The following is a 20,619-nucleotide window of genomic DNA, read 5'->3' on the forward strand; positions in this document are numbered from 1 at the left end:
GATATTTTTGAATATGGGAGTTTAATATTCGTTTATCAGCCTGTCATCACTTTCAGGAATTTTTCTTGTTCCTTCGGGGTAGAGGAATTTTCGGAATATTTTTGTCATGAAAGGCATTACAATATATGTCACCAGAAATACAAGGATCGCAACATCGAGCATATTCTGAAGAAGATATGGCAGGTCCCCGAAAATTACGGCTTCAACAGGCCCCAGTACTTATATGATCGGCCAGATTGCAAGCCAGGTTATGAAATACTGCCTCTCTTTTCCCGGTGGTTTCATAACTATGTTTCCCGGGAGTGTAAACCATGTTTCAGGATCGTCTATTTTATAGGTTCTGGGAGGAGCCATAGTCATTTTCTGGCACAGTAGGATTTTTCAGTGATGCATAAGTAGGAAACTGATTTTGCCTGCTCAAATCAACCGGAAAAGGAACTGGTCAGTATAAATGATCAGTCATCACTGGATTTTCAGACAGTTCCCATTTTCTTCTCAATTACCTCCCAACTTTTATAATCATCTGATTCTCTCCAGCTCTTATGCTCGTTTTCAGTCCGGAATTTTATGACGACCCTTTAGTCTCCGTCGGCAGGGTCAGGCGGCCTGAAGAAGTTTACACCCGGATATCCGGGATATTGTGATAATATCTTTGAAAGGCGAATTATTTCCTCTTCAGATTTGTCTTTAAATCCCGGTTTTACAAAATGGGTTCTGACAATTGTGACCGGATTTGAACCGGGAGATTCATCACTCATTTATTATTGATTGTATGTTCAATAAAAAAAATAGTTTAGCCTTTAATAGGGATCTGAACTTCTGTCAGCAGTTCTTCAGGTGCTGTTTCGTTAGGATTACTGATATATATCTGCCTTTCAGGGCCGGTTGTTTCAAGATTTTTATCAGCCGCAAATTTAAATGCAGTGTTGAAGGTTGCTGAAAATCCTTCATGTTCATACGGCCCTTTGTAAATGACGGATATTACTCTGCATGGTTCAAGATTTCTGATGCTGTATCTGTCACCATCGGTTTCAATCTGTCCCTGTATAGGAACGGCCATCTCAATATCTGCATCTTTTTCCCTGTATTCTTTGTCATAGCATATGGACATGCACGGTCCGGTAATTCTGACTCCGTTTTTCTGGTTTACGGGACTGAATATAATTTTGAAGAGTTCTTCTGAGACTTCTGAGCAGACTTCTTCATATGATCCGGTTCTTCTGCCTGAGATCACTCTCATTGCAGGTATATCTTTTATAACTGGTTCTGATACATTCATCTTAAACAACTCTGTAAAATCCTTATTCTCCTTAAGAAGGGATTCTATCTTTTCCAGCCGCTTAATTTCCTTCATTGTCCTGCTGTGGTACTTTGTTATGATCTTTTGGACCTTTTTGTCCTCTTTCTCATCCACTGCCTGAAGAAGGTCTGAAATATCACTAAGGCTGAAATCAAGATTGCACAATGTCTTGATTTTAAGCGCTTCTTCAATCTGGCTGGTTGTGTAATAGCGATATCCGGTAAAACGGTCTTTTACTTCAGGTACAAGTATTCCCTTTTTGTCATAGAGGCGCAGGGCCTTCTGTGACAGGTATGTATAAAGTGAAAATCTGCTGATGGTTATTCTGTCGGACTGCATATTACATCTAATTATTATTCCGGATCTGTTATATTCTGTATTTCTCTTACCCGGGTTATGGTTTATATCCCGTTTTCTGGTTCTTTTATCTCTGAAAACTCTGTCGGGGATTTTTTTATCTGCTGCCCTGGAACAGGTATGATAATTTTTTTGGTGTGACAGAAAATAAGGCTATTTAATAGAAAATGTAACTACTGATTCATTTAAATACGATTTGCTTGTTTTGTGAAGAAACAACAGCAAAAAAAAGATATTCCGGCAAATATGAGTGCCCCGGCCGGGACTCGAACCCGGGTCGAAAGCTCCGGAAGCTTCCAGGATGTCCACTACCCTATCGAGGCATAACACTGGCTAAAATGTCTAACAACTATTGGTTCTGAACATTGATAAAAATATCAGGTCTGAACCGGGAAATTTCGGTCAGGGATATTTTTATAATCTCTAAAAATCCGGAGGGAATGGTTGTGTATCTCTCAAAACGGCCCTTTCATCTTTTCTGATTATACAGTGCCCAGATTTTACATGCGCCTTCGTGGCTGACCATACAAGGGCCGACAGGTTTTTGCGGTGTACAGGCTTTGCCAAAGAGTCTGCAGTCGGTTGGATCAGCAACTCCTCTCAAGACCTTATCGCAGATGCAGGCTGAATGTTTCTCAACATGCCTGATTTCAACATTAAATTTTTTCAGTGCGTCATATTTCTCAAATTCCGGTTTTAGTTTAAGGCCGGAGTCCGGAATGACAGGAAAACCTCTCCAGTCCACATCATGTGATTCAAATACCCGGTACATCATTTCCATAGCCTTTTTATTTCCTTCTCTTGAAACAGCACGCGGATAGGCATTTTCAACCTCAGCCCTTCCTTCCTTCACCTGTTTTACAAGCATATACAGGCCAAGTAAAATATCGTCTGCTTCAAAGCCTGCAACAACCTGAGGCACTCTGAATTTTTCGTAATCTTCGTACCCGGCTACGACACATACGTGCCCCGGAAGCATGAATCCGTCAATCTGTGCCTCGCCCTGTTCAAGAAGATACTTCATTGCCGGAGGAACGAACCTGTGGCAGCATACAATGCTGAAATTTTCCGGGGGGTTTGTAAGCAGTGCTGCGGCAACTGTAGGTGCAGTTGTCTCAAATCCGACAGATATGAAGACAACTTCTTTATCTGTCTTCTCCGCAATTTCAACTGCCTTGTGAACGCCCTGCACAACACGTACATCGCCATCTATAGAGTCCAGTGATCCTTTTGTTCCGGGAACTCTCATCAGGTCACCGTAGGTTGCCACAATACAGCCTTTTTCAGCCATTTCTATTGCAGCGTCAATTTCACCCTGCGGGGTGATACATACCGGGCAGCCCGGCCCCATTACAATCTTCAAATCGTCCGGAAGAATACTTCTAAGGCCTGATTTTGCTATTGCAGCTTCATGTGTGCCGCAGATATGCATGAATGTATATTTCCGGTCGACAATATCGTCAAGTGCTTTTTTAATGTCCTTTCCCTCAGCCATAATTAAAAAATATTTAATTTTAATATGATTTATTCATATTCAAAAGTTCTTAGAGATTCAGAAATATCATATGGAGAATATCTTCCGGTATTTACTGATGAATGGAATTCTGATTTCTGGTCAATAATTTTATTCCATATGTGCAATATATGTGTGTGTTTTAAGAGTATAATAGTAGCAGGCTCGGATTTTGTTTTTGCTGCGCTAAAATGCTGTTTAAGTTATTTGACAGATGCAATAGTTATAATGATGATTTAACTGGAAAAAAAATCATCTATCTCTTCTTTATCCTCAATTACGGCGTCAACAAAGGTTCTCAGCTGCATGAGGAGTGCTGGATTTATACCACCTCCGGTGGCCATAAAAATACCCTTTGAATTTTTAAGCCTTATTTTGTTGACTATAAAATGGAGAAATCTGGTTATCTTATCTGAAGATGTATATATCAGCATTGAAGTGACAGAATCAAAGAGAAAGACAATTCTGTCATTTTCGATATTATTCAGTAATTTAGTTATTGCAATGCCGATCTCAGTGAGGTTTTCAGGTGTACTGACATACTGGACTGAATCTGAATTTCCCGGGTTTGATCCGAGGGCATATCTTGTTATTAGATCTATAAAATAGACATTCTTCATCTCAATGCCTTTTGATTCATATTCTTTAGTGAGAATTGATGCCGGAAGATTGGATGTAATTATCACAACATTATAATTATTTCTGGACAGAACTGAAGTTAATGCTACATTCTCCTCTTTTAGGTCCATGGCATTGGATAATATCAGGACAAGACTATTATCACTAAAACTCCGGCTCATATTTACGGCTAATTATCAAAATATTCTCTGTATTCTGCCGGAATTTCATTATAACTGCCTATTATAGTCTGTGTCAGCTCCCGGAGGTTGTGGGTAATCTGCTCTGTATTTTTTATCTGGACCTGAAGGTGTATCAGAAGATCTTCCTTGCTGAGGGCATCTTTTTTGAGAAGTTCTACAAGGTTTATCAGGTTTATTCTTACAAGTTCTGATGGATTTCTAAGTCGCATAACTGCTTCTGAGATGTATTTTATCATTGTGTCAAACATCTTTTTCTCAAGAGTTATGTCGGTTGCAATGACAGATGCTCCTTTTATATTGCCGTATTCATCGTATATCGGTGAATTGCTTATAAGAACATTGAGTTTCTGGCCGGATTTTGTAACTCTGATAACCTCAATAACATCCATTGTTTCCCCTGAGAATACTTTATTGAGTTCTTTTTCAAAAAATTTCATTCTTTCAGGAGGTACTATCACAGAGACATTTTTGCCGATCATCTCCTGCTCTTTAAAACCGTACATTCTTTCAGCACCTTTGTTCCAGGATACAACGGAATAGTCCTTTGCTATGCCAATTATTGCGTCATTGGAGTGATTTACAATCTGTGAAAGATATTCGTGCTCGGCCTTGTACTTTTTTCTTTCGGTAAAATCCTTTACAGCTAAAATTATATGTGGTTTACCTGAAATCTGGATACAGGATGCAGTTACATTTAAAAATAACAATTTTTTATCTTTATTTATACCTTTTAAATTAAGCTTGACTATTTTTCCGGGGTTTAATGCAGCCTTTTTGATTGATTTATATTCTTCTGATAATTCACTGTTGTAATCATCATTTATCAGATATTCTGCTTTTAGCTCTGAAAATTCTTCAGAATTATAACCAAATATTTTTTCAGCATTTTCATTGTGGTATATGATCCTTCCGGACGTACTGGTTATTATCAGTCCGTCCGGAAAAACTGAAATAATATCTTTAAGAGTATCAGAATCAAATCCGGCCAGACTGCTTGATCTTTTATTGTCAGACATATTTTTGCTCCATTTAAACAATTTTTCCAGATAACGTAACGATATTTTAGCTAAAACATCACATTTATCTCTTTTGTTTTTATATGATTAAATAATATTTCTGTTTGGTTCTGCTGCGGTAACAGTTATTGTGAATAAGTTTAATAATACTCATAATCAGATTTTCATGTCGAAAAAAGATATACGTACTGAGAAATATGCAATTATAGATGTAAATAGGTGTGTATTGTGTGGTTCATGTCAGGAGAAATGTCCGGAGCATGCTATTGTATATGACCCTGAAAAAGATTGCTTTGTTGTGTTAAGGGGGCATTGTATTGGTTGTGGAATATGTCTTAAATGCTGTCCGTACAGTATTCCTGAACTAAAAGTTATATTATAATGATTTGTGATTAGTATGATGCTCGGAATTTCAACCCACTGTCTGATGGAAATGCCGCTGGAAAATGCCCTGTCTGCACTGGATAAAGTATGTGACGTTGTTGAAATTATGAATGATGGCATGCATCATATTGAAAATCCTGATATTCCTCTGCTTTTTGATTATAAATATTTCATGCACGCGCCTTCGAGAAGTGTAAATATTGCCTCTCATCTTGAACCGATAAGAAGAGGTAGCGTTGAGGTTATATCTGAAACAATTGAAATCGCGGCACATATTGATGCTGGCGGTGTTGTTTTTCATCCGGGATATTTTGCATGGGAGAAGGATCGCGATGTTGCTGTCTTTCAGCTTCAGAAGTCGCTTCTTGAATTAAAGGAGCTGTCAGAAAATTATTCAGTCCCTCTTTTTGTTGAGAACATGACTAAATGGCCGTATTTTTTCCTCAAAACGCCCAAAGATCTCCCTCTGATTACAGATTTTGGTTTTGTTCTTGATGTCGGGCATGCAAATCTGAATTCATGTCTGGATGAATTTCTGCAGGTTAGGATCTCACATTTTCATCTTCACGACAACTATGGGGCCGAGGATGATCATTTCACGATTGGAAAGGGAAATATTTATTTTGAGCCTGTTTATGATGCTATCCGGAAGAATGACTGTTCGGCAATAATTGAAGTAGGATCGTTTGAAGGGGCAAAGAGAAGTTATAGTCTCGTTAAGGATAAACTTGGGATCTGATAGCAGAGCCGCACACCGGAAGAATGATGGCCTGAATTATTGTCATATGATCACATGCGATATATGCCATTAATGAGTTATTTTCTCTGTTATTTTCATTTATTTGAGATATTTCCCGGAAGAAATATATGTTGTCAGGATCAACGCCTCTCTCCATGACAGAAGAGTCTGCCTATGCAAAAATGGGTGATACCGTAAGGATTCATTATACGGGAAAACTTGAAGACGGTACAGTTTTTGATTCATCTCAGGGAAAAGAGCCAATTGAGTTTGTTATTGGGGGAGGAATGGTTATTTCCGGCTTTGAGAATGCAGTTTTAGGCATGAAGCCCGGAGAAGAGAAGACCAATGAGATTCCGGTTGAGGAAGGCTACGGTCAGAGGAATGAGCAGCTGGTTCTGGAGATTGAAAGGAGCTCACTTCCTGAAGAATGTGTACCTGAACTTGGCATGCAGCTGCACATCCAACAGTCGGAAGGTGCTGTTCTTCCTGTTGTGATTACAGATGTCACTGAGGAAAATGTAACTATTGATGCCAATCACCCTCTTGCAGGTCTTTCTCTTACATTTGATATAGAGCTTGTTGAGATCGTATCTGAAGAATAAATTTTCTTAATCTAAAACATTTTTTTAAGCCTTTTATGGCCAAAATATTATCTGAATATGCAGAATTAAGGTTCTTTGGTCTCTTTCCTTTAATTTCGGAAAATTCTGTATTTACTGATAACCAGCATTTCTGAAGTAATGATTCTCTGAAGGTCTTTTTTCCTGAAGCATTGTGATATTTTACTGCGTGTTTACTTATTTTCAGGGACGAATTTGTCAATTGCTGCTTTAATGTTGATGTAATATTTATAGGGTTCCGGTTTTCTCCGGAGGTATATCGACAGGATTTTATAGTGTGTGTGACGACATTATGATGCAGTTTTGACTGCGCCAGTGACTTAGCCGGCATAGAGCGTCCTTGGTAAGGATTTATGCTTTCTGACTACTTCCTGGGAGTTAAGACATTTATTCAGAGCGCCTCTGTGGCATAGCGGTATTGCGCCACCTTGGTAAGGTGGAGGCCGCGGGTTCGATTCCCGCCAGAGGCTTAATTTTTATTTATTATATGTTGCATTAATTATCTTTATTATCTGCTCTGCTGCAGGCGGAACTAAGTTTTATTGATTAATCAGATATTCTCAATCTGTCATAAAAAAACAGCTGAATATCTTTATATCTGGTTTATCTCAATTCATACCCGAAATATTTAACGGGCGCATCCTTAAATCAAATATTAATTTTCTGTGCATCAGAAAGTTGCCGGATAATTATTTTGCTTTGTTCTGCCCGTGCTATAATTATAATTAATTATCTGAATATTTAGTGATTTTTTGGGAAAATAAATATTTGATATATGGTCGTGTGTTATGGATACAAGGGATGATCTCACGGTATTATTCGATGAAATATGCCGTAGTATGAAAAAAAACAGCATTGTGGTTGATAAACTGAAGAAGATTAGCTATGGCATCCAGTTTAAGGTGAATATAAAAGGTAATCCGGAGATTATGAGAATTTATCAGAATGGGAAGGGGATTATAAAATATGACTATTCACAGATAAAAAGAAGGGAATCCCTGGGAATGATAAAAAAAATCATTGAGGATGGTTATGAACCCTGTTCTGTTATAGAGAAAAGGAGGGGGAATGTCCAGTCAAATTTTGATAAATTCGCAGGTGCCAGCGAAAAATCCGGATATACTGATTCATCAGGAGAAATCAGGATTGCAGGATTTGGTCAGTATCAGCAGAGATATAAAAAAGGCAGTGCCGGATATGATCTTGGTTATCCGGTTATAGGTACAGATGAATCCGGCAAAGGTGATTATTTTGGTCCTCTTGTCACTGCCGGAGTTCTTGTGGATGAAGTATCAGCTCTTCAGCTGAAATATCTTGGCGTTAGAGACAGCAAGGAGATGAATGATTCCGATATAATGTTCATAGCCGGAAAGATACGTGAAGTCTGTAAAGGGCGGTATGCTGTTGCTGAAATAATGCCTGAGAGGTATAATGAACTGTATGTTCAGTTCAGAGCAAAGAATGAAAATTTGAATGATTTGCTTGCATGGTGCCATGCTGAGGTTATTGAGGAGATTTTATCCGGAAATATATGTAAAATGGCCCTTGTGGATAAATTTGCGGATGACAGGGTTATTCTGGAAAAGTTGCGGGAGAGGGGAAAGGAGGTTGAGATTATCCAGATGAACAGGGCTGAGCAGAACATTGCCGTTGCTGCGGCTTCCATTCTTGCAAGATCTGTATTTGTTGAAGGGATGGAGAGGCTGTCCCGGGAGTATGATGTCAGGTTGCCAAAGGGTGCATCGCCGGCCGTAATTGCTGCCGGTAAAAAATATGTTAATAAATATGGCAAAAAAGAACTTAATAAAGTGGCCAAGATTCATTTTAAGACCACTGGGCAGATTATTTGACTGTGAAATTTTTATACTTTCCGTGGATTAAATTTTGGATTATTTAAACAGTAAATCACAGGCATTGACTTACAGATTGTGGATCAAAAATAGAAGTTTTTCATAGGGTTAAGGGTTAGATATGAATTTATCTTCGTCTTTTTACTGAATAGATTATAATTCCGGATGCCGCCACTATTGTCATTACGGGAGTCAGTATAATGGGGAATTCAGGTACAGGTCTTGGATCTGTTGTTCTTATTGCAAGACTGTGAAGTCCTCCACCTTCAATTTCAATGAAATCGTTGCCTGTCGGTGCTTTGCACTGGCCATAATTATTTAATCCCCATGCTGCAATAGATCCATTCTCTCTCAGGGCCAGGTTGTGAAATCCGCCACATGAAATATCTGTAAAGTCATTTCCGGCAGGGACATTACACTGACCAAGGAAATTCTCACCCCATGCAACAAGGGAGCCGTTCTCTCTCAGGGCAAGGCTGTGATGAAATCCACATGATAATGCTGTAAAATCATTTCCCGGTGGCACGTCACAGAGATTGTAACCTGTGTATCCCCATGCAATGAGTGAACCGTCTGATCTCAATGCGAGGCTGTGCCTGTCACCACAGGCAATGTCAACAAAATCATTTCCTGATGGCACATTGAGCAGGCCGTATATATTACGCCCCCATGAATCCAGTGAACCGTCAGATTTTATTGCAAGACTGTGGTAGTTTCCACAGGCTACTTTCTGATAATTATTGCCTGGTGGTGTTTCACATTGGTTGTACGTATTACACCCGCATGAAAGTACTGAACCATTGGTGAGTATCAAATGATTGTGTCTGTAGCCGGATGACACAGAATGGAATATATTTCCGGGTGGGATATTACATTGTCCATAGTTATTGGCCCCCCAGGCAAGAACCGAACCGTCAGATTTGTATCCCACACTGTGATATCCTCCTCCCCCCATGTCTTTATAGTCAGTAGATGGCGGTACATTACACTGCCCGTCGCCATTGCAGCCCCAGGCGACCAGTTCGGTGTTTCCGGCCATTGCCGGCATTGTTATGATTGATAATACAAAAATTGCTTCAACTATTGTCAATAATATGATTTGATTTTTCATTTCGCGAATTCCCCCCATTCATTATGGAACTAAATCGAAATGACCTCAGATTTATATTAATGGTTGCAGGGCAGACTTTAAAATCTTAAAATATAATCATACCTGAAATTCAGATGCGAAATATTATTGTGATTTCAGGTATGCTTGGCAGATCCCGGTTAAATTACAAAAAAAGAGAGTTTGAGTTTTTACCCGGTTTTATATCCGTATTTTTTCCAGGCATCCATCATAACGTCATTTTTAAGCAGATATTCATCAAATATCCTTTTTTCAACGGTATTGAGCGGGCATGAGAAATTGACACATCTGGAACAGTAGTAAACTTTCATAATCTGATGGTTTTGATATGATCTTATGATAATTAAAAAAATGATATTTCCGGCTGTTATATGATACTGCCCGGAATTATTTTCCCATCATTGTTGTTCCGCATTCAGGGCATTTTGCCTCCCTGCATGGAACTCCTCTTATTTTGTCTGTCTCATAACCACAATCCGGACAGATACATTTTGTCGGGGCATTCCCTCTTCTCTGCCTTCCATACTGCTGATTCTGATTTACCATTTCAGTCGCCTCCACTGTGAATTGATTTTTCATGCGATATATTTTTTGGTAGTTGATTGCGGCAGTTCCTTGATATTTTCAGTTCATTGTTATTTTACTACAAGGTAATATTCTATTGGTCTCAAATCTCACTATAATATATTGGCTATATTATTTCAGATGCCTGATGAGTATATCCAGTATTTACTGAAAATTACAAATTAAAATCGTAATTATTTACTGTTTAAGGCATTAAATTTCATTTATGAATGATCAGTCTAAAAAAGCCATAGAGGAATTCCTGACCGGCAAAGATGAGATAAGTGCTGAAATACTTGAAGAATCAAAGGAATTATTCGGGAAAGTTCCTTTTATACTGGAGATTCTTAAGGAAAGACCTGAATCATTTGTATTTAACGCACTTGGTGATTTTGAGACCATAAGGCCAAAAAGTCTTGACGCTGCCACAGCAGAACTTATCTCTGTTGCATCTGCAACTGCACTTGGTGCAACCGCCTGCCTTAAGGTTCATATAGGTGCTGCCCTGAAAGCCGGTGCAACGATGGACCAGGTACTTGATGCAATTATGATTCCGGCTGCACTTGGACGGACTTCGATTCTTGCACCTTCCTTAAGGATTTTTAAAGAGTGCAGGGATAAAGATGTGCAGGAATAATGCCGTCATAATTATTCAGTGTTGATAAAATATATTGTTAGTGATAATATATGGTATATGATTCTGTGATTTGCGGGAAGATAGAATCGGCGGTAAAAGGGAGTGAAATTTCCATATATGGATTCTCAGATCTCTCGGTTGTTGAGAACCTGCCATTTCCTAATCTTAAAACCGGAATTACAATCGGAATTGCGCTTAATCCTTCTATTGTAAAATCACTGGTGTCCGGTCCTGACAGGGAATATGCGGCTGAATATTCTGAGGTGAACCGGAAACTTTCGGAGGTTGCAGATGATATAAAGTCATTTATTGCCGGGCTTGGGTATAGTGCCGGGATTATTCCGCCAACAATGCCCGTTAACAGTAAAGATGAACTTTATTCTCCTTTTCCACATAAAACGGCAGCAACACTTGCCGGGCTTGGGTGGATCGGAAAGTCAGCACTTCTGATTACAAAAGAGTTCGGTGCTGCTCTCCGTATAACGACAATATTCACCGATGCACCCCTTAAAACCGGAATTCCGGTTGAAAAATCTTATTGCGGCGGATGCACGGAATGCCTGAAAAAATGTCCGGCCGGCGCAGTTTCCGGAAAAGAATGGTACCCCGGACTGTTGAGGGATGACTTCTGGGACGGGAAGGCATGTTTTGAATATAGCTCAAAAGCCGGAAAATCTGCGGGATCAAACCATCCGGTCTGCGGTATATGTATTGCAGTGTGTCCGTGGACACAGGGATATCTCAGAAGGTCCCTGAATGAATTATGAATAATTTTGGTTCTGGTTTTAGGAAGAATCCGGCCATATTTGAACGGATGCGTATTTGCATCGTCATTTATTTTAATTCTCTCCAGTTTCTTTCCGGAACTGTGATTTCAAAACGCACTCCTTTTCCCGGAATACCGTTTTCAGTTATTGTTATGCCGGATATATCAAGAATCTCTCTTGTGAGGAATAGACCCAGACCGGTATTTTCTCCAAAACCCCGGTCAAATATTTCATCTTTTATCTCTTCAGGAATTCCTCTGCCATCGTCTTCTACAATTATTTTCCCTTTTCCATAATTATCTGTAAAACATGAAACCCGTATTTCAGTGATGTTGCCACCGTGCCTGAATGAGTTTTCAAAGAGATTATAAAATATTTTTTCAAGCATAGCATCTGCCAGAATTTCAAAACTGTTCCTGCATGGGATAAAGTCAATATTTTCATAGCCAAGAAGACTGAATGATTTGCATGATATTTCTCTGACATTCTGCCACACAGGTTCTTTAAGACCTAAATTCTGGTAATCTTTGGTAAATTCAATCTGTTCCTGGATTTTTTCCACTGCTGAAAATATTATGTCCAGATTTTCGGCTGCCCTGCTGTTTTCCTGGCATTCATCTCTTAACAGTTCCAGAAACAGGGTTGCTCCGGTGATCTGGTTCAGTATATCATGTCTTGTAATTCCGGAGAGAAGATTTAATTTTTTGTTTGCGGTTTTTAGGGCCTCCTGATCTCTTTTCCTCTCCGTAATGTCCATAATTATGCCAATTATTCTTAATGGTCTGCCACTCTCCCATTTAACGATTTTACCTATTATATGTACCCAGATAAGATGTCCCTCTTTTGTGATATTGCGGAATTCAGCTTCGTAATAGTCACTTTTTTTACTGAGATGCTTCAGGAATGATTTATTTAGTAATTCCTTATCTTCCGGGAATATATTTTTCCTCAGCAGTTCCGGGTCATTATTTATCTCTTCAGGAGTATATCCATATATTTTTGAATACTGGTCATTAATTTCTATATTTCCGGTGGAGTAATTCCAGTCCCATACTCCAAGATTTGTACTTTTAAGTGCAAGATTAAATCTTTCTTCTGATTCAGCGAGTTTAATCTCGGTATTTTTGAGTTCAGTGACATCATTAAAGGTGATCACAATCTCGCCGGATGATAATTTATAAATGTAGTAGTCACGCCAGCCTGGATTTTTGATGTTATTATAATACCCTACTGGAATTTTCAGGGGTTTTTCCGAGATGAAGACTGAATTTATTTCCGGAATGAGGTGTGAAAAAGAGTATTTTGTTTTCAATTCTGCTATTGTTTTTCCTTCTGCTTCCTCCGTGAGAAAACCTTCGATCTGCCCTGCTGATAAGTTTGTCTTGTCTATTATGTACTCAGAATCTTTTTTCCCTTTTTTTAATATACAGACTCCGCTGCTTATGTTGGTCATTAGTTCACGGAATCTGGAATCGCTTTTAGATACTGTGGTCAATAATTCTGCTTCTTTTCCGGCCAGGATTACTACAACCAGTGATATTCCTATGAATACGCAATATCTGATCAGTGCATGTATAAACATTTCATTGTAGTATGTTGTGTAACTGAAGACAGATATGAGGTAAATGGTGCTCAGAATTAACGAATAAAACAAACCTTTTTTTAAGTACCAGTAGGATGAAAGAATAATTGGTATGTAATAGAGATGCGGGAAGACTGCAAAGAGATTTTCATTTAAGAATATGAAACTGACTGAAATACATAGTAATGATGATGCTATTATTGTTGCTATTTTTAGTATTTCAACCGGATTTTTCATGTATTAGTCCTTTATTTATTTTTTGCAGTTGTTCCGGGAATTTCATAAGTTTATTTATTTTTTAATGATTTTCCTGCATGTGTAATAATATGAGATGCTTCTTTCAGGATTATTTTTTCCATCGCAAGTTTTACTGCCGCATTGGACCCCGGAATACAGAAAACTGCTTTTTTCTCTATTATTCCTGCAATTGCCCTTGACAGTATGGCTCTTGTACCTACATCATCAAAACTTTTAAGCCTGAAATATTCTCCGAATCCATCAATTTTTTTCTGAAGAAGTGGTTCAATGGCTTCTATTGTACAGTCATCCGGTGTTATTCCTGTTCCTCCGTTAAATACGATATAATTGGAGGATTCTAATGCTTTATTGAGTGATTTTATGATTTCTTCTTCTATGTCGGGGACTATTTCATAATAATTTACATTTATATTGTGAAGTTTAAAGAGGTCACAGATTATTTTTCCACTTGTGTCTGTATCTTTATCTCTTGTTGTTGATACGGTTATTACGCCTGCATTTATTGTAACTTTGGTAATATGTGATGGATCCATAGTATCACTATTAGTTTTTTGCTATAATTACTTTTTTTAGTTGGTAGTTATGTATTATGTATATCATTTATGAGAATCATTTCATTTGATTTTTTGGTATTTTCACGTAAATTATCTTTTATTTGACAATATGTGTCAATTATGTCGATTATTTTTTATTTGTGTTTATGGTTAGGTATAAGTAATATGTTGTTGATATATGGGTGTGCAGGGATTGTAGATATGGTTTGTTCTGAAATGCTGTCAAATAAAAAAATACTTATTGCAGAAGATGAGGCAATTGTTGCCATGGGGATACAGGATACCCTGAAATCTTTTGGTTATGGCATTTCCGGGATTGTACAGAGTGGTGAGGAAGTTTTTCGTCATCTGGCTAAGGAAAAACCTGACCTTTTAATTATGGATATTAATCTTAAGGGTGATCTTAATGGTATTGAAACGGCCGAGAAGATAAAGTCCGAATTTGATATTCCTGTTATTTTTCTGACGGCTTATTCAAAGGATGAAATATTCAGAAAATTTGCAAAAAATGAACCTTTCAGATATCTCAATAAGCCATGCAGGCCGTCTGATCTCTTTAACGAGGTCGAGTCTGCCATAGCAGATTCCGGGTAGTCATTAACAAAACTTTGTTTTAGAGGCTGTTTTTGAATGTACAATCTTTTTATATCTGGCTGACATAAAAAATGATAATATGGTTGGTCGGAATTTTTATTTTATTGTTCTTGTTGTATTTTCTGTTATGGTAACTTGCGGCTGTACTGAACTTCCTGAAGAGATTGAGGAAACTTTTACGGCGCCTCCCCCGACAAGTACAGTTACTCCTTCTCCGACCACTTCCGGATATATTTCTGAGTATGTGAATTATTCAACGCCGGTTCCAACACCTACTCCTGAAGCAAGGCCGACATATACTAACCCTCCGGATGATATGAGCAGTCAGGTGAATTATTCCCTCATTTATGAAGATAAGCACTATTTTAAAGGGGATGTTGTCTCTTTTGATTATAATCTCATCTATCCCCCTATGATAATTGACTATGAGGCTACGACAAAGAGTGTATCTGATACAAAGAGTGGCAGCAGTCAGTTTGGTGACAAAAGCAGTTATTCTGTGACTACAGCAAGTCCGAATCCTGCTGCATTTTATTATGTGAGTGTATATGATGACTGTTCGGGTGAACTGCTGAAAAAAACCGGTATTGATCAGTTTGCAAAACTCAGTCAGAAAGGGGAACTGAAAATATTTTCACCCGGAAGGATGCATATTGAATTATATGGTGCTCTTGCAGATGTCAAAACAAGGATCAGGGTCGCGCCCGATAACATAAATGCGACATCAGCATCCTGTTGATCTTATGAAATTTAATTCTTATTAATAATATCTAAGTTCATTTCTTATTTTAATTCTTAAATGGGTTCTTTATTGCCGTTTTGTGTCATCGAATTTAATTTCGGCAGACATATATGTGAGATGATCTAATGTATGTAGGCAACTCTAATGTGAGTGTCCCGATAGGGTAGTGGATATCCTAGAAGCTTGCGGAGCTTTTGACCCGGGTTCGAGTCCCGGTCGGGGCGTCTTAACGGATAGTATGTACTTCCTCACTGCCTCAACTATTATTATTGAGGCTATAGGATATATACTTTTTCCAAATTCTGAGAATTTTATATAATCAATTTGTAGCTATTTTACAGGCATGTTTTTTCACAGGATGTTTACCATTACCTAACCGGAGATAATACCTTGTGTGCCTTCTGTGTGGATGTTTTTCTATAGGATTAAAAAAAAGAGTTATGATCTTTGGTATCTGTGATTGTCCGGCAGGATAATTACACTTGTTCCTTCATCCACAGCCCGATCATAGTTCCCCTGGTCTTCCTGCTTAATGCTGCCATCCGGATCGGTAATGAATACATATTGAAATATTTCCTTCCCGGATTCTTTCACCAACTGATCGATCTGCCGGTGTAACTGACTTATAGTTTTCATCAAACACACTCCCGGATCTTTTCCTTCTGCTGTTTGGTCTCAAGTTCTTTAATGCGATCTTCTAACTCTTCGATCTCAGAATCTTTAAGAATTTTATTTGTGACATCAACAAATGATGAAAGTGCTCTGATGGTCTGCAAGTAAAGTGCTTCATTCTCATTCGGTCGATAACGTCCGGATATTTTTTTATCCAATTTTTGAAGGATTTTAGCGCATAGCGCTAATAATTCCTTCCTGTTCATTATTTCCGGCTCAATCTGGCTTTTATCTGACATCATAGTTTCTTCTCTGCTGCTTCGCATGCCTTAAAAAAAGGATCGTTCCTGATATGGTTTGCCCGTGCCGCTCTCATCCGCTCTTTTTTCGCCTGCTCTGCCGAATAAGCCTTATAATACTGGCTGTTTTTGTCCTGAAGTTCTGCCTGTCGTGCAACCTCTAACACTTCTTTTAAATTGTCTGTTGCTGGGGTGTGTGGATTTGGAACACGCCTTAAGAAGTAATTCCTCCACAATTCAGCAGGAATCACAAACGGCCCCATAATACCTGACATTAGAACCACCTCCCAAGCCTGTAAACTGGCTTCGGCTTTGCTGCATCCCGGATTTTACCTTCTGCACTGTTCTTTGCTACTCGTTCCTTAGTTGCGATCTGTCTTCTCAGTTTGGACTTTGGATCTTTCTTCTCTACTGCCTCGGCGATCTTTATCGCTTCAAGTGCAGAATCAGCTATGCTTTTTCCGGATGATCTCATCCGGAGATAGTCGCATAGTTCATCTGATAACCTGATCTGGTTGAATACAACCGGCTGCATTAGATCGCCCCCGTTTCACGTCTTAAAAAGTCGATCATATCGCTAATTACATCATCTTCAGACAAAACAGAATTTTCTGCCATTCTGTGATTAATCTTTTCTGTGATTTCCGGAGATAGATCAATATATGATTTATTTGTCCTGGTCGCCCTTTCTTGAAGGATGTACCCGGTCCGGACATTTTCCGGAATCCTGCTTTCCTTTAAGAGAACAGTTTTGTCCTGCCGTAACTCAAAAGCAACTTCTAATAGCTGTTCAAGCGCTTCATCAAATGATAATCCGTGTTTCTCTGCTTTACGTGCGATATATATCGCCTGTTCTGGCTGTAATTTTACTAACATAATTATTTCTCCTTTTTTATTTTTTCTGCTTTTTTTACCTGCTTTTTCTGAAATTTGGCTGTCTGCCTGGCTAAATGCTGGGCGTGTGTTTTGTAATTTTGTAGCTGTGAATGTTGAACTATAGATCCCATTTTCATAAACTCCCTTTTATTCTTTCATTCTGTAGCCTCGCCAATTCATCAACCGGGAATTTATCTGTCTTAAATTCCACAAAATTAACGGATAAATGCGAAATGTTCTGTCTTCTATACCGATATTGTCCGCCCCGAATATCTTCGAGGTCAATATCTCTTCGTATTGCTTTATACGGACAAATAAAAGCTACTTTAAGTCCATTTGGTGAAATGTAGCCTATTACGTCCTTTATTTGTGGATCAAACCAGTATGTCATAATGTGTGCCTCCTGCATGGTGTCGGCTGCGGTGGTCTTCCTGGATATTTTCCACAGTGCACAAAATACCCGGACTTTACAACATGTGCAAAGTTCCCAAATGTCCCATTATGAAAATCAGATCTATCTAATGGGGAATTATGATAATTATGATAATTATGTAAATTATGATAATATAGAGAAATATCTCTATAATTACTCTGGGGAATTTTGTTAATTATGTAAATTATGTTCTTTTTGATAATATTGTGAATTAGTTTAATACATACCATCTTTCTAACCTCCCTTTGTCGCTTTTTGCTTCTGTCTCGTACAACTCATTAGATTCTATCAGAGTGCCGATTTCCGGATTTATATCTGATGCTTTTCTGTGGATATATTTAAGAAGAGCGCTCCGGGTGCTTTTTCCGCCTTTGCGCTTCAGAAATGCAATGATCTTATCCTGCAAGTTTTTAGAGTCCTGCCGATTCACCCGCTCTGCTACTTCACAGAATATAGGTATAAAATACTGTTCGACTTGAGAACATGCGATCTTAAGTTCTCTCTGTTCAATTGTCCATATGCTGCTACTGTGTGGGTGTTCGTTAAATGCCGGGTCCCCTACTGCAAGGCACATTGCAATCTTAATCACATTGTCTGCAAGTCGGCCAAATGCCGATAATTTGATCTCATCCCCTTCTTCCGATAGTGCGATCTCAATCCGGCGCTGCCAGTTTTGATAATGCCGGAGTGCATCCTGTGATAAGACAAACTCAAAGTTATGAGTTTCAAATATTTTCCGGACTTTGTTAAAGCCTGAAATAATATCCTGGTATTCACGATCTAAAGTATGATCTGCCGGCTCAAATGCCAAATAGTCTTTTTGGTATTCCGGAAGAGTGAACATAAATCTGAGTAGCCATCCGGACTGAAGATCAAGCGTGCTGCTATGCCTGCATAGTGTATCTGGTACAGTTGCACTAAGGATCGTAAAATATGGCTTCTCAATTTTGAAATCTGTTTTTTCATCTTTATTCTTTTTCGATCTCAGTTTCCGGGTGTAATCGCTGCGGTCGTAAATATTGCAAAAAATATCCCGCATGTTTGCCATATACGCCTTTTGCATATCGGCTAATAACTGCCCGCACTCATCAAGAATAAGATACTGTGTGCTGTGTTCTGCCATCGACTCTATAAAAGCCTCTGGGCTGAATGAGTTCTCACACCTGTGAGGTGCTTCGAGGTCTATAAGTGTGCCTGAATTCTGCAATACAGCACTGAGTAAAGAATTTATCTTTTTTACTGCTGTTGTCTTTCTTGAGACTGTGGATAAACCCAAGTTCATTATCCACAAGTTGCTATGTATATCCCCGTGCCGGAATCTAACAACTGCATTTCCTCTCATAAGTGTGGAAATGGTGAATAGTGCCCCGGCGTATTGATACTCAGAGTAACTATCTGATCGCTTTGCCATATGCTGGGCATATTGCATTATCAGATTATCGGCTGGAATATCTGAAAGATCAAGCTTTAGTTTGTTGGCTTTATATCCGGACTGAAGGTCTTTAGCGTCCGGTGGTTGCTCTTTACTGGTAAATATGCCGTCTGCAAGTGCTTTGCCTTGTGCGATCTCTTTCTGACAATAATAGTTAGGATCATATGTGTCTTTCAAGTCTGCAAGTGCCTTATCGATCTGATCTTTGCCCCAAGTGCTGTTCCCGCGGGCTTCATCCCATTTTGGGCGCATCAGTCCGGAAGACCTGAATATACTGTCGATCTGCCCGGCGTCCTGCGTATAGAATGCAAGATAATTACAAAGTCCTAATGTTGCCTCTGATATGGAATTATACCCTGCTGTATTGCCGTCATAAAGCGCCTGGGATTTAGAATTATTCCGGATGTGTTCCATTACCTGATCATCACTTAACGCGGTCTGTGTGACTCTGGTACGCCTTGCAGGCGCTCTGAAAGGATTAACTACTGGTGGTCTGAGTCTGTGACAGATCTTTAAGATTGTGTCCTGGTCAACCTGCCGGATCTCAGAAGGATAGTCACGGTAAATATTACCTGTTACAGCAAAGAATCTCCCTGTAAAATAGATCTCTCCTTTTTTGGTATGGATTCCTTTAGCCTTCAAAGAATCCGGACAGTCATCTGTTTTTAGTAGTGTGTGCAGACCTTCCCCGGACTGACTAAACTCGGTGTAAGAATCTAAATTGGTGATCTCCTCTGCTATGTCAGGATCGGTTATGTCCTGGTTCACATCAAGAACATGATCGTAATCCACACCAACATAAGGATCATCCTGCCGGAAGGAATACCCCAAGCCTGCATGAATTTTATGATTATACTCTGCTGCTGCTTCCTTACAAGACCTATTAAATGATTGGTGTGCTACGCTTATCCCGTAAGCATCACATGGTATTTTATCCGTTTTGCCATTTGGCATAACTTCAGATTTCCACAAGCCCCATTGCTCCCGCTCTCGCAGTTCCTCCGGAATGTTTAAATAATGTAAGGTCTTATTACTGTCTGGCATAAAGTCTCCTTTTTTTATTCCGCTCTGATTATCCATCTGCCTTCGTTAACGAATTTCTGGCAGATAAGAGCTTCTAACGGGTCCAATTTCTGGATTAGTTCCGGATCAATAACTCGCGCGGCAGACTGTTTAATACTGTTGCAAGGCATAACATTTGATGAAGCATAGTTGTTTTTTGCTGCTGGAGTTATTGGCGTAACTCTGGCATTTTCTTTTAATGTCATTTCTTTAAGCCCTCTTCATATTCTGTAAGAACTCTCTCAAGTCCTGCCCTGCATAATGCGGAAATATTTAGCCCGTAATCATGCGCTTTTAATCTCATATCTACGGGCAGTCTAACATTTACGTTACACATCGGCCTAAATTCCGATTTTTGAAGGTTGATTTTATCCATAATTTTATACCTCCGGCAGTGCGCGATCTGAAGTATGCGCGCCTGCCTCAATACATTATATGTTCTAATCCTTTATAAAGCTGCGCGCCGATAAAAGCT

At 39.0% G+C, this 20,619-nt stretch carries 28 protein-coding genes and 3 tRNA genes; 10 read left to right on the top strand and 21 right to left on the bottom strand.

The window, feature by feature from the left end:
* Positions 1–21 precede the first annotated feature (21 nt).
* The 8 genes from METLIM_RS16570 to METLIM_RS07585 form a co-directional block, all read right to left on the bottom strand.
* Complete coding sequence (locus METLIM_RS16570; RefSeq protein ID WP_157202258.1) at positions 22–162, bottom strand: hypothetical protein; 141 nt, start codon at positions 160–162, stop codon at positions 22–24.
* 57 nt (positions 163–219) lie between these two features.
* Positions 220–354: a hypothetical protein gene (locus METLIM_RS17550; protein ID WP_281034216.1), complete on the bottom strand. Its 135-nt coding sequence runs from the start codon at positions 352–354 to the stop codon at positions 220–222.
* Positions 355–578: 224 nt separating this feature from the next.
* The gene (locus METLIM_RS07555) at positions 579–758 is read right to left on the bottom strand and encodes a hypothetical protein (RefSeq protein WP_048145751.1); all 180 of its coding nucleotides are present in this window, start codon (positions 756–758) and stop codon (positions 579–581) included.
* Positions 759–793: 35 nt separating this feature from the next.
* Positions 794–1,639 (bottom strand): MerR family transcriptional regulator, encoded by an 846-nt coding sequence (locus METLIM_RS07560; protein ID WP_004077361.1) that lies wholly within the window; start codon positions 1,637–1,639, stop codon positions 794–796.
* A 269-nt stretch (positions 1,640–1,908) separates the two neighbouring features.
* Positions 1,909–1,980, bottom strand: a tRNA-Arg gene (locus tag METLIM_RS07565).
* 146 nt (positions 1,981–2,126) lie between these two features.
* Entirely contained in the window at positions 2,127–3,152 is a 1,026-nt protein-coding gene (hypD, locus tag METLIM_RS07570) for a hydrogenase formation protein HypD (RefSeq protein ID WP_004077362.1), read from the bottom strand.
* A 254-nt stretch (positions 3,153–3,406) separates the two neighbouring features.
* On the bottom strand, positions 3,407–3,970 hold the full coding sequence (locus METLIM_RS07580) for a DUF7504 family protein (protein WP_004077364.1): 564 nt from the start codon (positions 3,968–3,970) through the stop codon (positions 3,407–3,409).
* 8 nt (positions 3,971–3,978) lie between these two features.
* Positions 3,979–5,007: a PAS domain-containing protein gene (locus METLIM_RS07585; RefSeq protein WP_004077365.1), complete on the bottom strand. Its 1,029-nt coding sequence runs from the start codon at positions 5,005–5,007 to the stop codon at positions 3,979–3,981.
* Between the two features lie 166 nt (positions 5,008–5,173).
* Here METLIM_RS07585 and METLIM_RS17680 point away from each other — a divergent pair, with 166 nt between their 5' ends.
* The 5 genes from METLIM_RS17680 (at position 5,174) to rnhC (ending at position 8,603) form a co-directional block, all read left to right on the top strand.
* On the top strand, positions 5,174–5,389 hold the full coding sequence (locus METLIM_RS17680) for an ATP-binding protein (protein WP_157202259.1): 216 nt from the start codon (positions 5,174–5,176) through the stop codon (positions 5,387–5,389).
* A gap of 15 nt (positions 5,390–5,404) precedes the next feature.
* On the top strand, positions 5,405–6,130 hold the full coding sequence (locus METLIM_RS07590; RefSeq protein ID WP_004077367.1) for a sugar phosphate isomerase/epimerase family protein: 726 nt from the start codon (positions 5,405–5,407) through the stop codon (positions 6,128–6,130).
* A 128-nt stretch (positions 6,131–6,258) separates the two neighbouring features.
* The gene (locus METLIM_RS07595) at positions 6,259–6,735 is read left to right on the top strand and encodes an FKBP-type peptidyl-prolyl cis-trans isomerase (protein ID WP_004077368.1); all 477 of its coding nucleotides are present in this window, start codon (positions 6,259–6,261) and stop codon (positions 6,733–6,735) included.
* 416 nt (positions 6,736–7,151) lie between these two features.
* A tRNA-Thr gene (locus METLIM_RS07600) sits at positions 7,152–7,223 on the top strand.
* Positions 7,224–7,541: 318 nt separating this feature from the next.
* The gene (gene rnhC, locus METLIM_RS07605; protein WP_004077370.1) at positions 7,542–8,603 is read left to right on the top strand and encodes a ribonuclease HIII; all 1,062 of its coding nucleotides are present in this window, start codon (positions 7,542–7,544) and stop codon (positions 8,601–8,603) included.
* 127 nt (positions 8,604–8,730) lie between these two features.
* On the opposite strand, the gene METLIM_RS07610 is transcribed toward rnhC, so the two are convergent.
* The 3 genes from METLIM_RS07610 to METLIM_RS07615 all read right to left on the bottom strand — a co-directional run bounded on the left by METLIM_RS07610 (position 8,731) and on the right by METLIM_RS07615 (position 10,278).
* Complete coding sequence (locus METLIM_RS07610) at positions 8,731–9,714, bottom strand: RCC1 domain-containing protein (RefSeq protein ID WP_004077371.1); 984 nt, start codon at positions 9,712–9,714, stop codon at positions 8,731–8,733.
* A 188-nt stretch (positions 9,715–9,902) separates the two neighbouring features.
* Entirely contained in the window at positions 9,903–10,043 is a 141-nt protein-coding gene (locus METLIM_RS16575) for a hypothetical protein (protein WP_004077372.1), read from the bottom strand.
* A 76-nt stretch (positions 10,044–10,119) separates the two neighbouring features.
* A complete protein-coding gene (locus tag METLIM_RS07615; RefSeq protein ID WP_157202260.1) occupies positions 10,120–10,278 on the bottom strand; it encodes a hypothetical protein in 159 nt (52 codons plus the stop codon).
* A 244-nt stretch (positions 10,279–10,522) separates the two neighbouring features.
* On the opposite strand from METLIM_RS07615, the gene METLIM_RS07620 reads away from it, so the two are divergent.
* Together METLIM_RS07620 and METLIM_RS07625 are read left to right on the top strand one after the other, a co-directional pair.
* Complete coding sequence (locus METLIM_RS07620; protein WP_004077373.1) at positions 10,523–10,933, top strand: carboxymuconolactone decarboxylase family protein; 411 nt, start codon at positions 10,523–10,525, stop codon at positions 10,931–10,933.
* A gap of 65 nt (positions 10,934–10,998) precedes the next feature.
* A complete protein-coding gene (locus METLIM_RS07625) occupies positions 10,999–11,700 on the top strand; it encodes a 4Fe-4S double cluster binding domain-containing protein (protein ID WP_245543617.1) in 702 nt (233 codons plus the stop codon).
* A gap of 67 nt (positions 11,701–11,767) precedes the next feature.
* Here the strand turns inward: METLIM_RS07625 and METLIM_RS15570 are convergent, their stop codons facing one another.
* Positions 11,768–13,519 (bottom strand): sensor histidine kinase, encoded by a 1,752-nt coding sequence (locus tag METLIM_RS15570; protein WP_004077375.1) that lies wholly within the window; start codon positions 13,517–13,519, stop codon positions 11,768–11,770.
* A gap of 50 nt (positions 13,520–13,569) precedes the next feature.
* The gene (locus tag METLIM_RS07635; RefSeq protein WP_004077376.1) at positions 13,570–14,073 is read right to left on the bottom strand and encodes a MogA/MoaB family molybdenum cofactor biosynthesis protein; all 504 of its coding nucleotides are present in this window, start codon (positions 14,071–14,073) and stop codon (positions 13,570–13,572) included.
* A 222-nt stretch (positions 14,074–14,295) separates the two neighbouring features.
* On the opposite strand from METLIM_RS07635, the gene METLIM_RS07640 reads away from it, so the two are divergent.
* The 3 genes from METLIM_RS07640 (at position 14,296) to METLIM_RS07650 (ending at position 15,654) form a co-directional block, all read left to right on the top strand.
* Positions 14,296–14,688 (top strand): response regulator, encoded by a 393-nt coding sequence (locus METLIM_RS07640; protein ID WP_169312370.1) that lies wholly within the window; start codon positions 14,296–14,298, stop codon positions 14,686–14,688.
* A gap of 127 nt (positions 14,689–14,815) precedes the next feature.
* Positions 14,816–15,427 (top strand): hypothetical protein, encoded by a 612-nt coding sequence (locus tag METLIM_RS07645; protein ID WP_157202261.1) that lies wholly within the window; start codon positions 14,816–14,818, stop codon positions 15,425–15,427.
* A 155-nt stretch (positions 15,428–15,582) separates the two neighbouring features.
* A tRNA-Arg gene (locus METLIM_RS07650) sits at positions 15,583–15,654 on the top strand.
* Positions 15,655–16,065: 411 nt separating this feature from the next.
* On the opposite strand, the gene METLIM_RS07660 is transcribed toward METLIM_RS07650, so the two are convergent.
* From METLIM_RS07660 to METLIM_RS16580, 8 genes are all read right to left on the bottom strand, one after another.
* A complete protein-coding gene (locus tag METLIM_RS07660; protein WP_004077380.1) occupies positions 16,066–16,344 on the bottom strand; it encodes a hypothetical protein in 279 nt (92 codons plus the stop codon).
* Positions 16,341–16,616 (bottom strand): hypothetical protein, encoded by a 276-nt coding sequence (locus METLIM_RS07665; protein WP_004077381.1) that lies wholly within the window; start codon positions 16,614–16,616, stop codon positions 16,341–16,343. The genes METLIM_RS07660 and METLIM_RS07665 overlap by 4 nt, the downstream gene beginning before the upstream one ends.
* Positions 16,616–16,876, bottom strand: a complete 261-nt coding sequence (locus METLIM_RS07670) for a hypothetical protein (protein WP_004077382.1) — start codon at positions 16,874–16,876, stop codon at positions 16,616–16,618. The genes METLIM_RS07665 and METLIM_RS07670 overlap by 1 nt, the downstream gene beginning before the upstream one ends.
* Positions 16,876–17,217, bottom strand: coding sequence for a hypothetical protein (locus tag METLIM_RS07675; RefSeq protein ID WP_004077383.1), 342 nt, complete (start codon positions 17,215–17,217; stop codon positions 16,876–16,878). Before METLIM_RS07675 ends, METLIM_RS07670 begins: the two co-directional genes overlap by 1 nt.
* A 133-nt stretch (positions 17,218–17,350) precedes the next feature.
* Complete coding sequence (locus tag METLIM_RS07680) at positions 17,351–17,608, bottom strand: hypothetical protein (protein WP_004077385.1); 258 nt, start codon at positions 17,606–17,608, stop codon at positions 17,351–17,353.
* A 253-nt stretch (positions 17,609–17,861) separates the two neighbouring features.
* Positions 17,862–20,054, bottom strand: coding sequence for a phage NrS-1 polymerase family protein (locus METLIM_RS07685; RefSeq protein ID WP_169312372.1), 2,193 nt, complete (start codon positions 20,052–20,054; stop codon positions 17,862–17,864).
* 86 nt (positions 20,055–20,140) lie between these two features.
* The gene (locus METLIM_RS07690) at positions 20,141–20,350 is read right to left on the bottom strand and encodes a hypothetical protein (RefSeq protein WP_004077388.1); all 210 of its coding nucleotides are present in this window, start codon (positions 20,348–20,350) and stop codon (positions 20,141–20,143) included.
* Entirely contained in the window at positions 20,347–20,520 is a 174-nt protein-coding gene (locus METLIM_RS16580) for a type II toxin-antitoxin system CcdA family antitoxin (protein WP_004077389.1), read from the bottom strand. Before METLIM_RS16580 ends, METLIM_RS07690 begins: the two co-directional genes overlap by 4 nt.
* Positions 20,521–20,619: the final 99 nt, after the last annotated feature.

It is taken from the genome of Methanoplanus limicola DSM 2279 (assembly GCF_000243255.1).
Taxonomy (GTDB): domain Archaea; phylum Halobacteriota; class Methanomicrobia; order Methanomicrobiales; family Methanomicrobiaceae; genus Methanoplanus; species Methanoplanus limicola.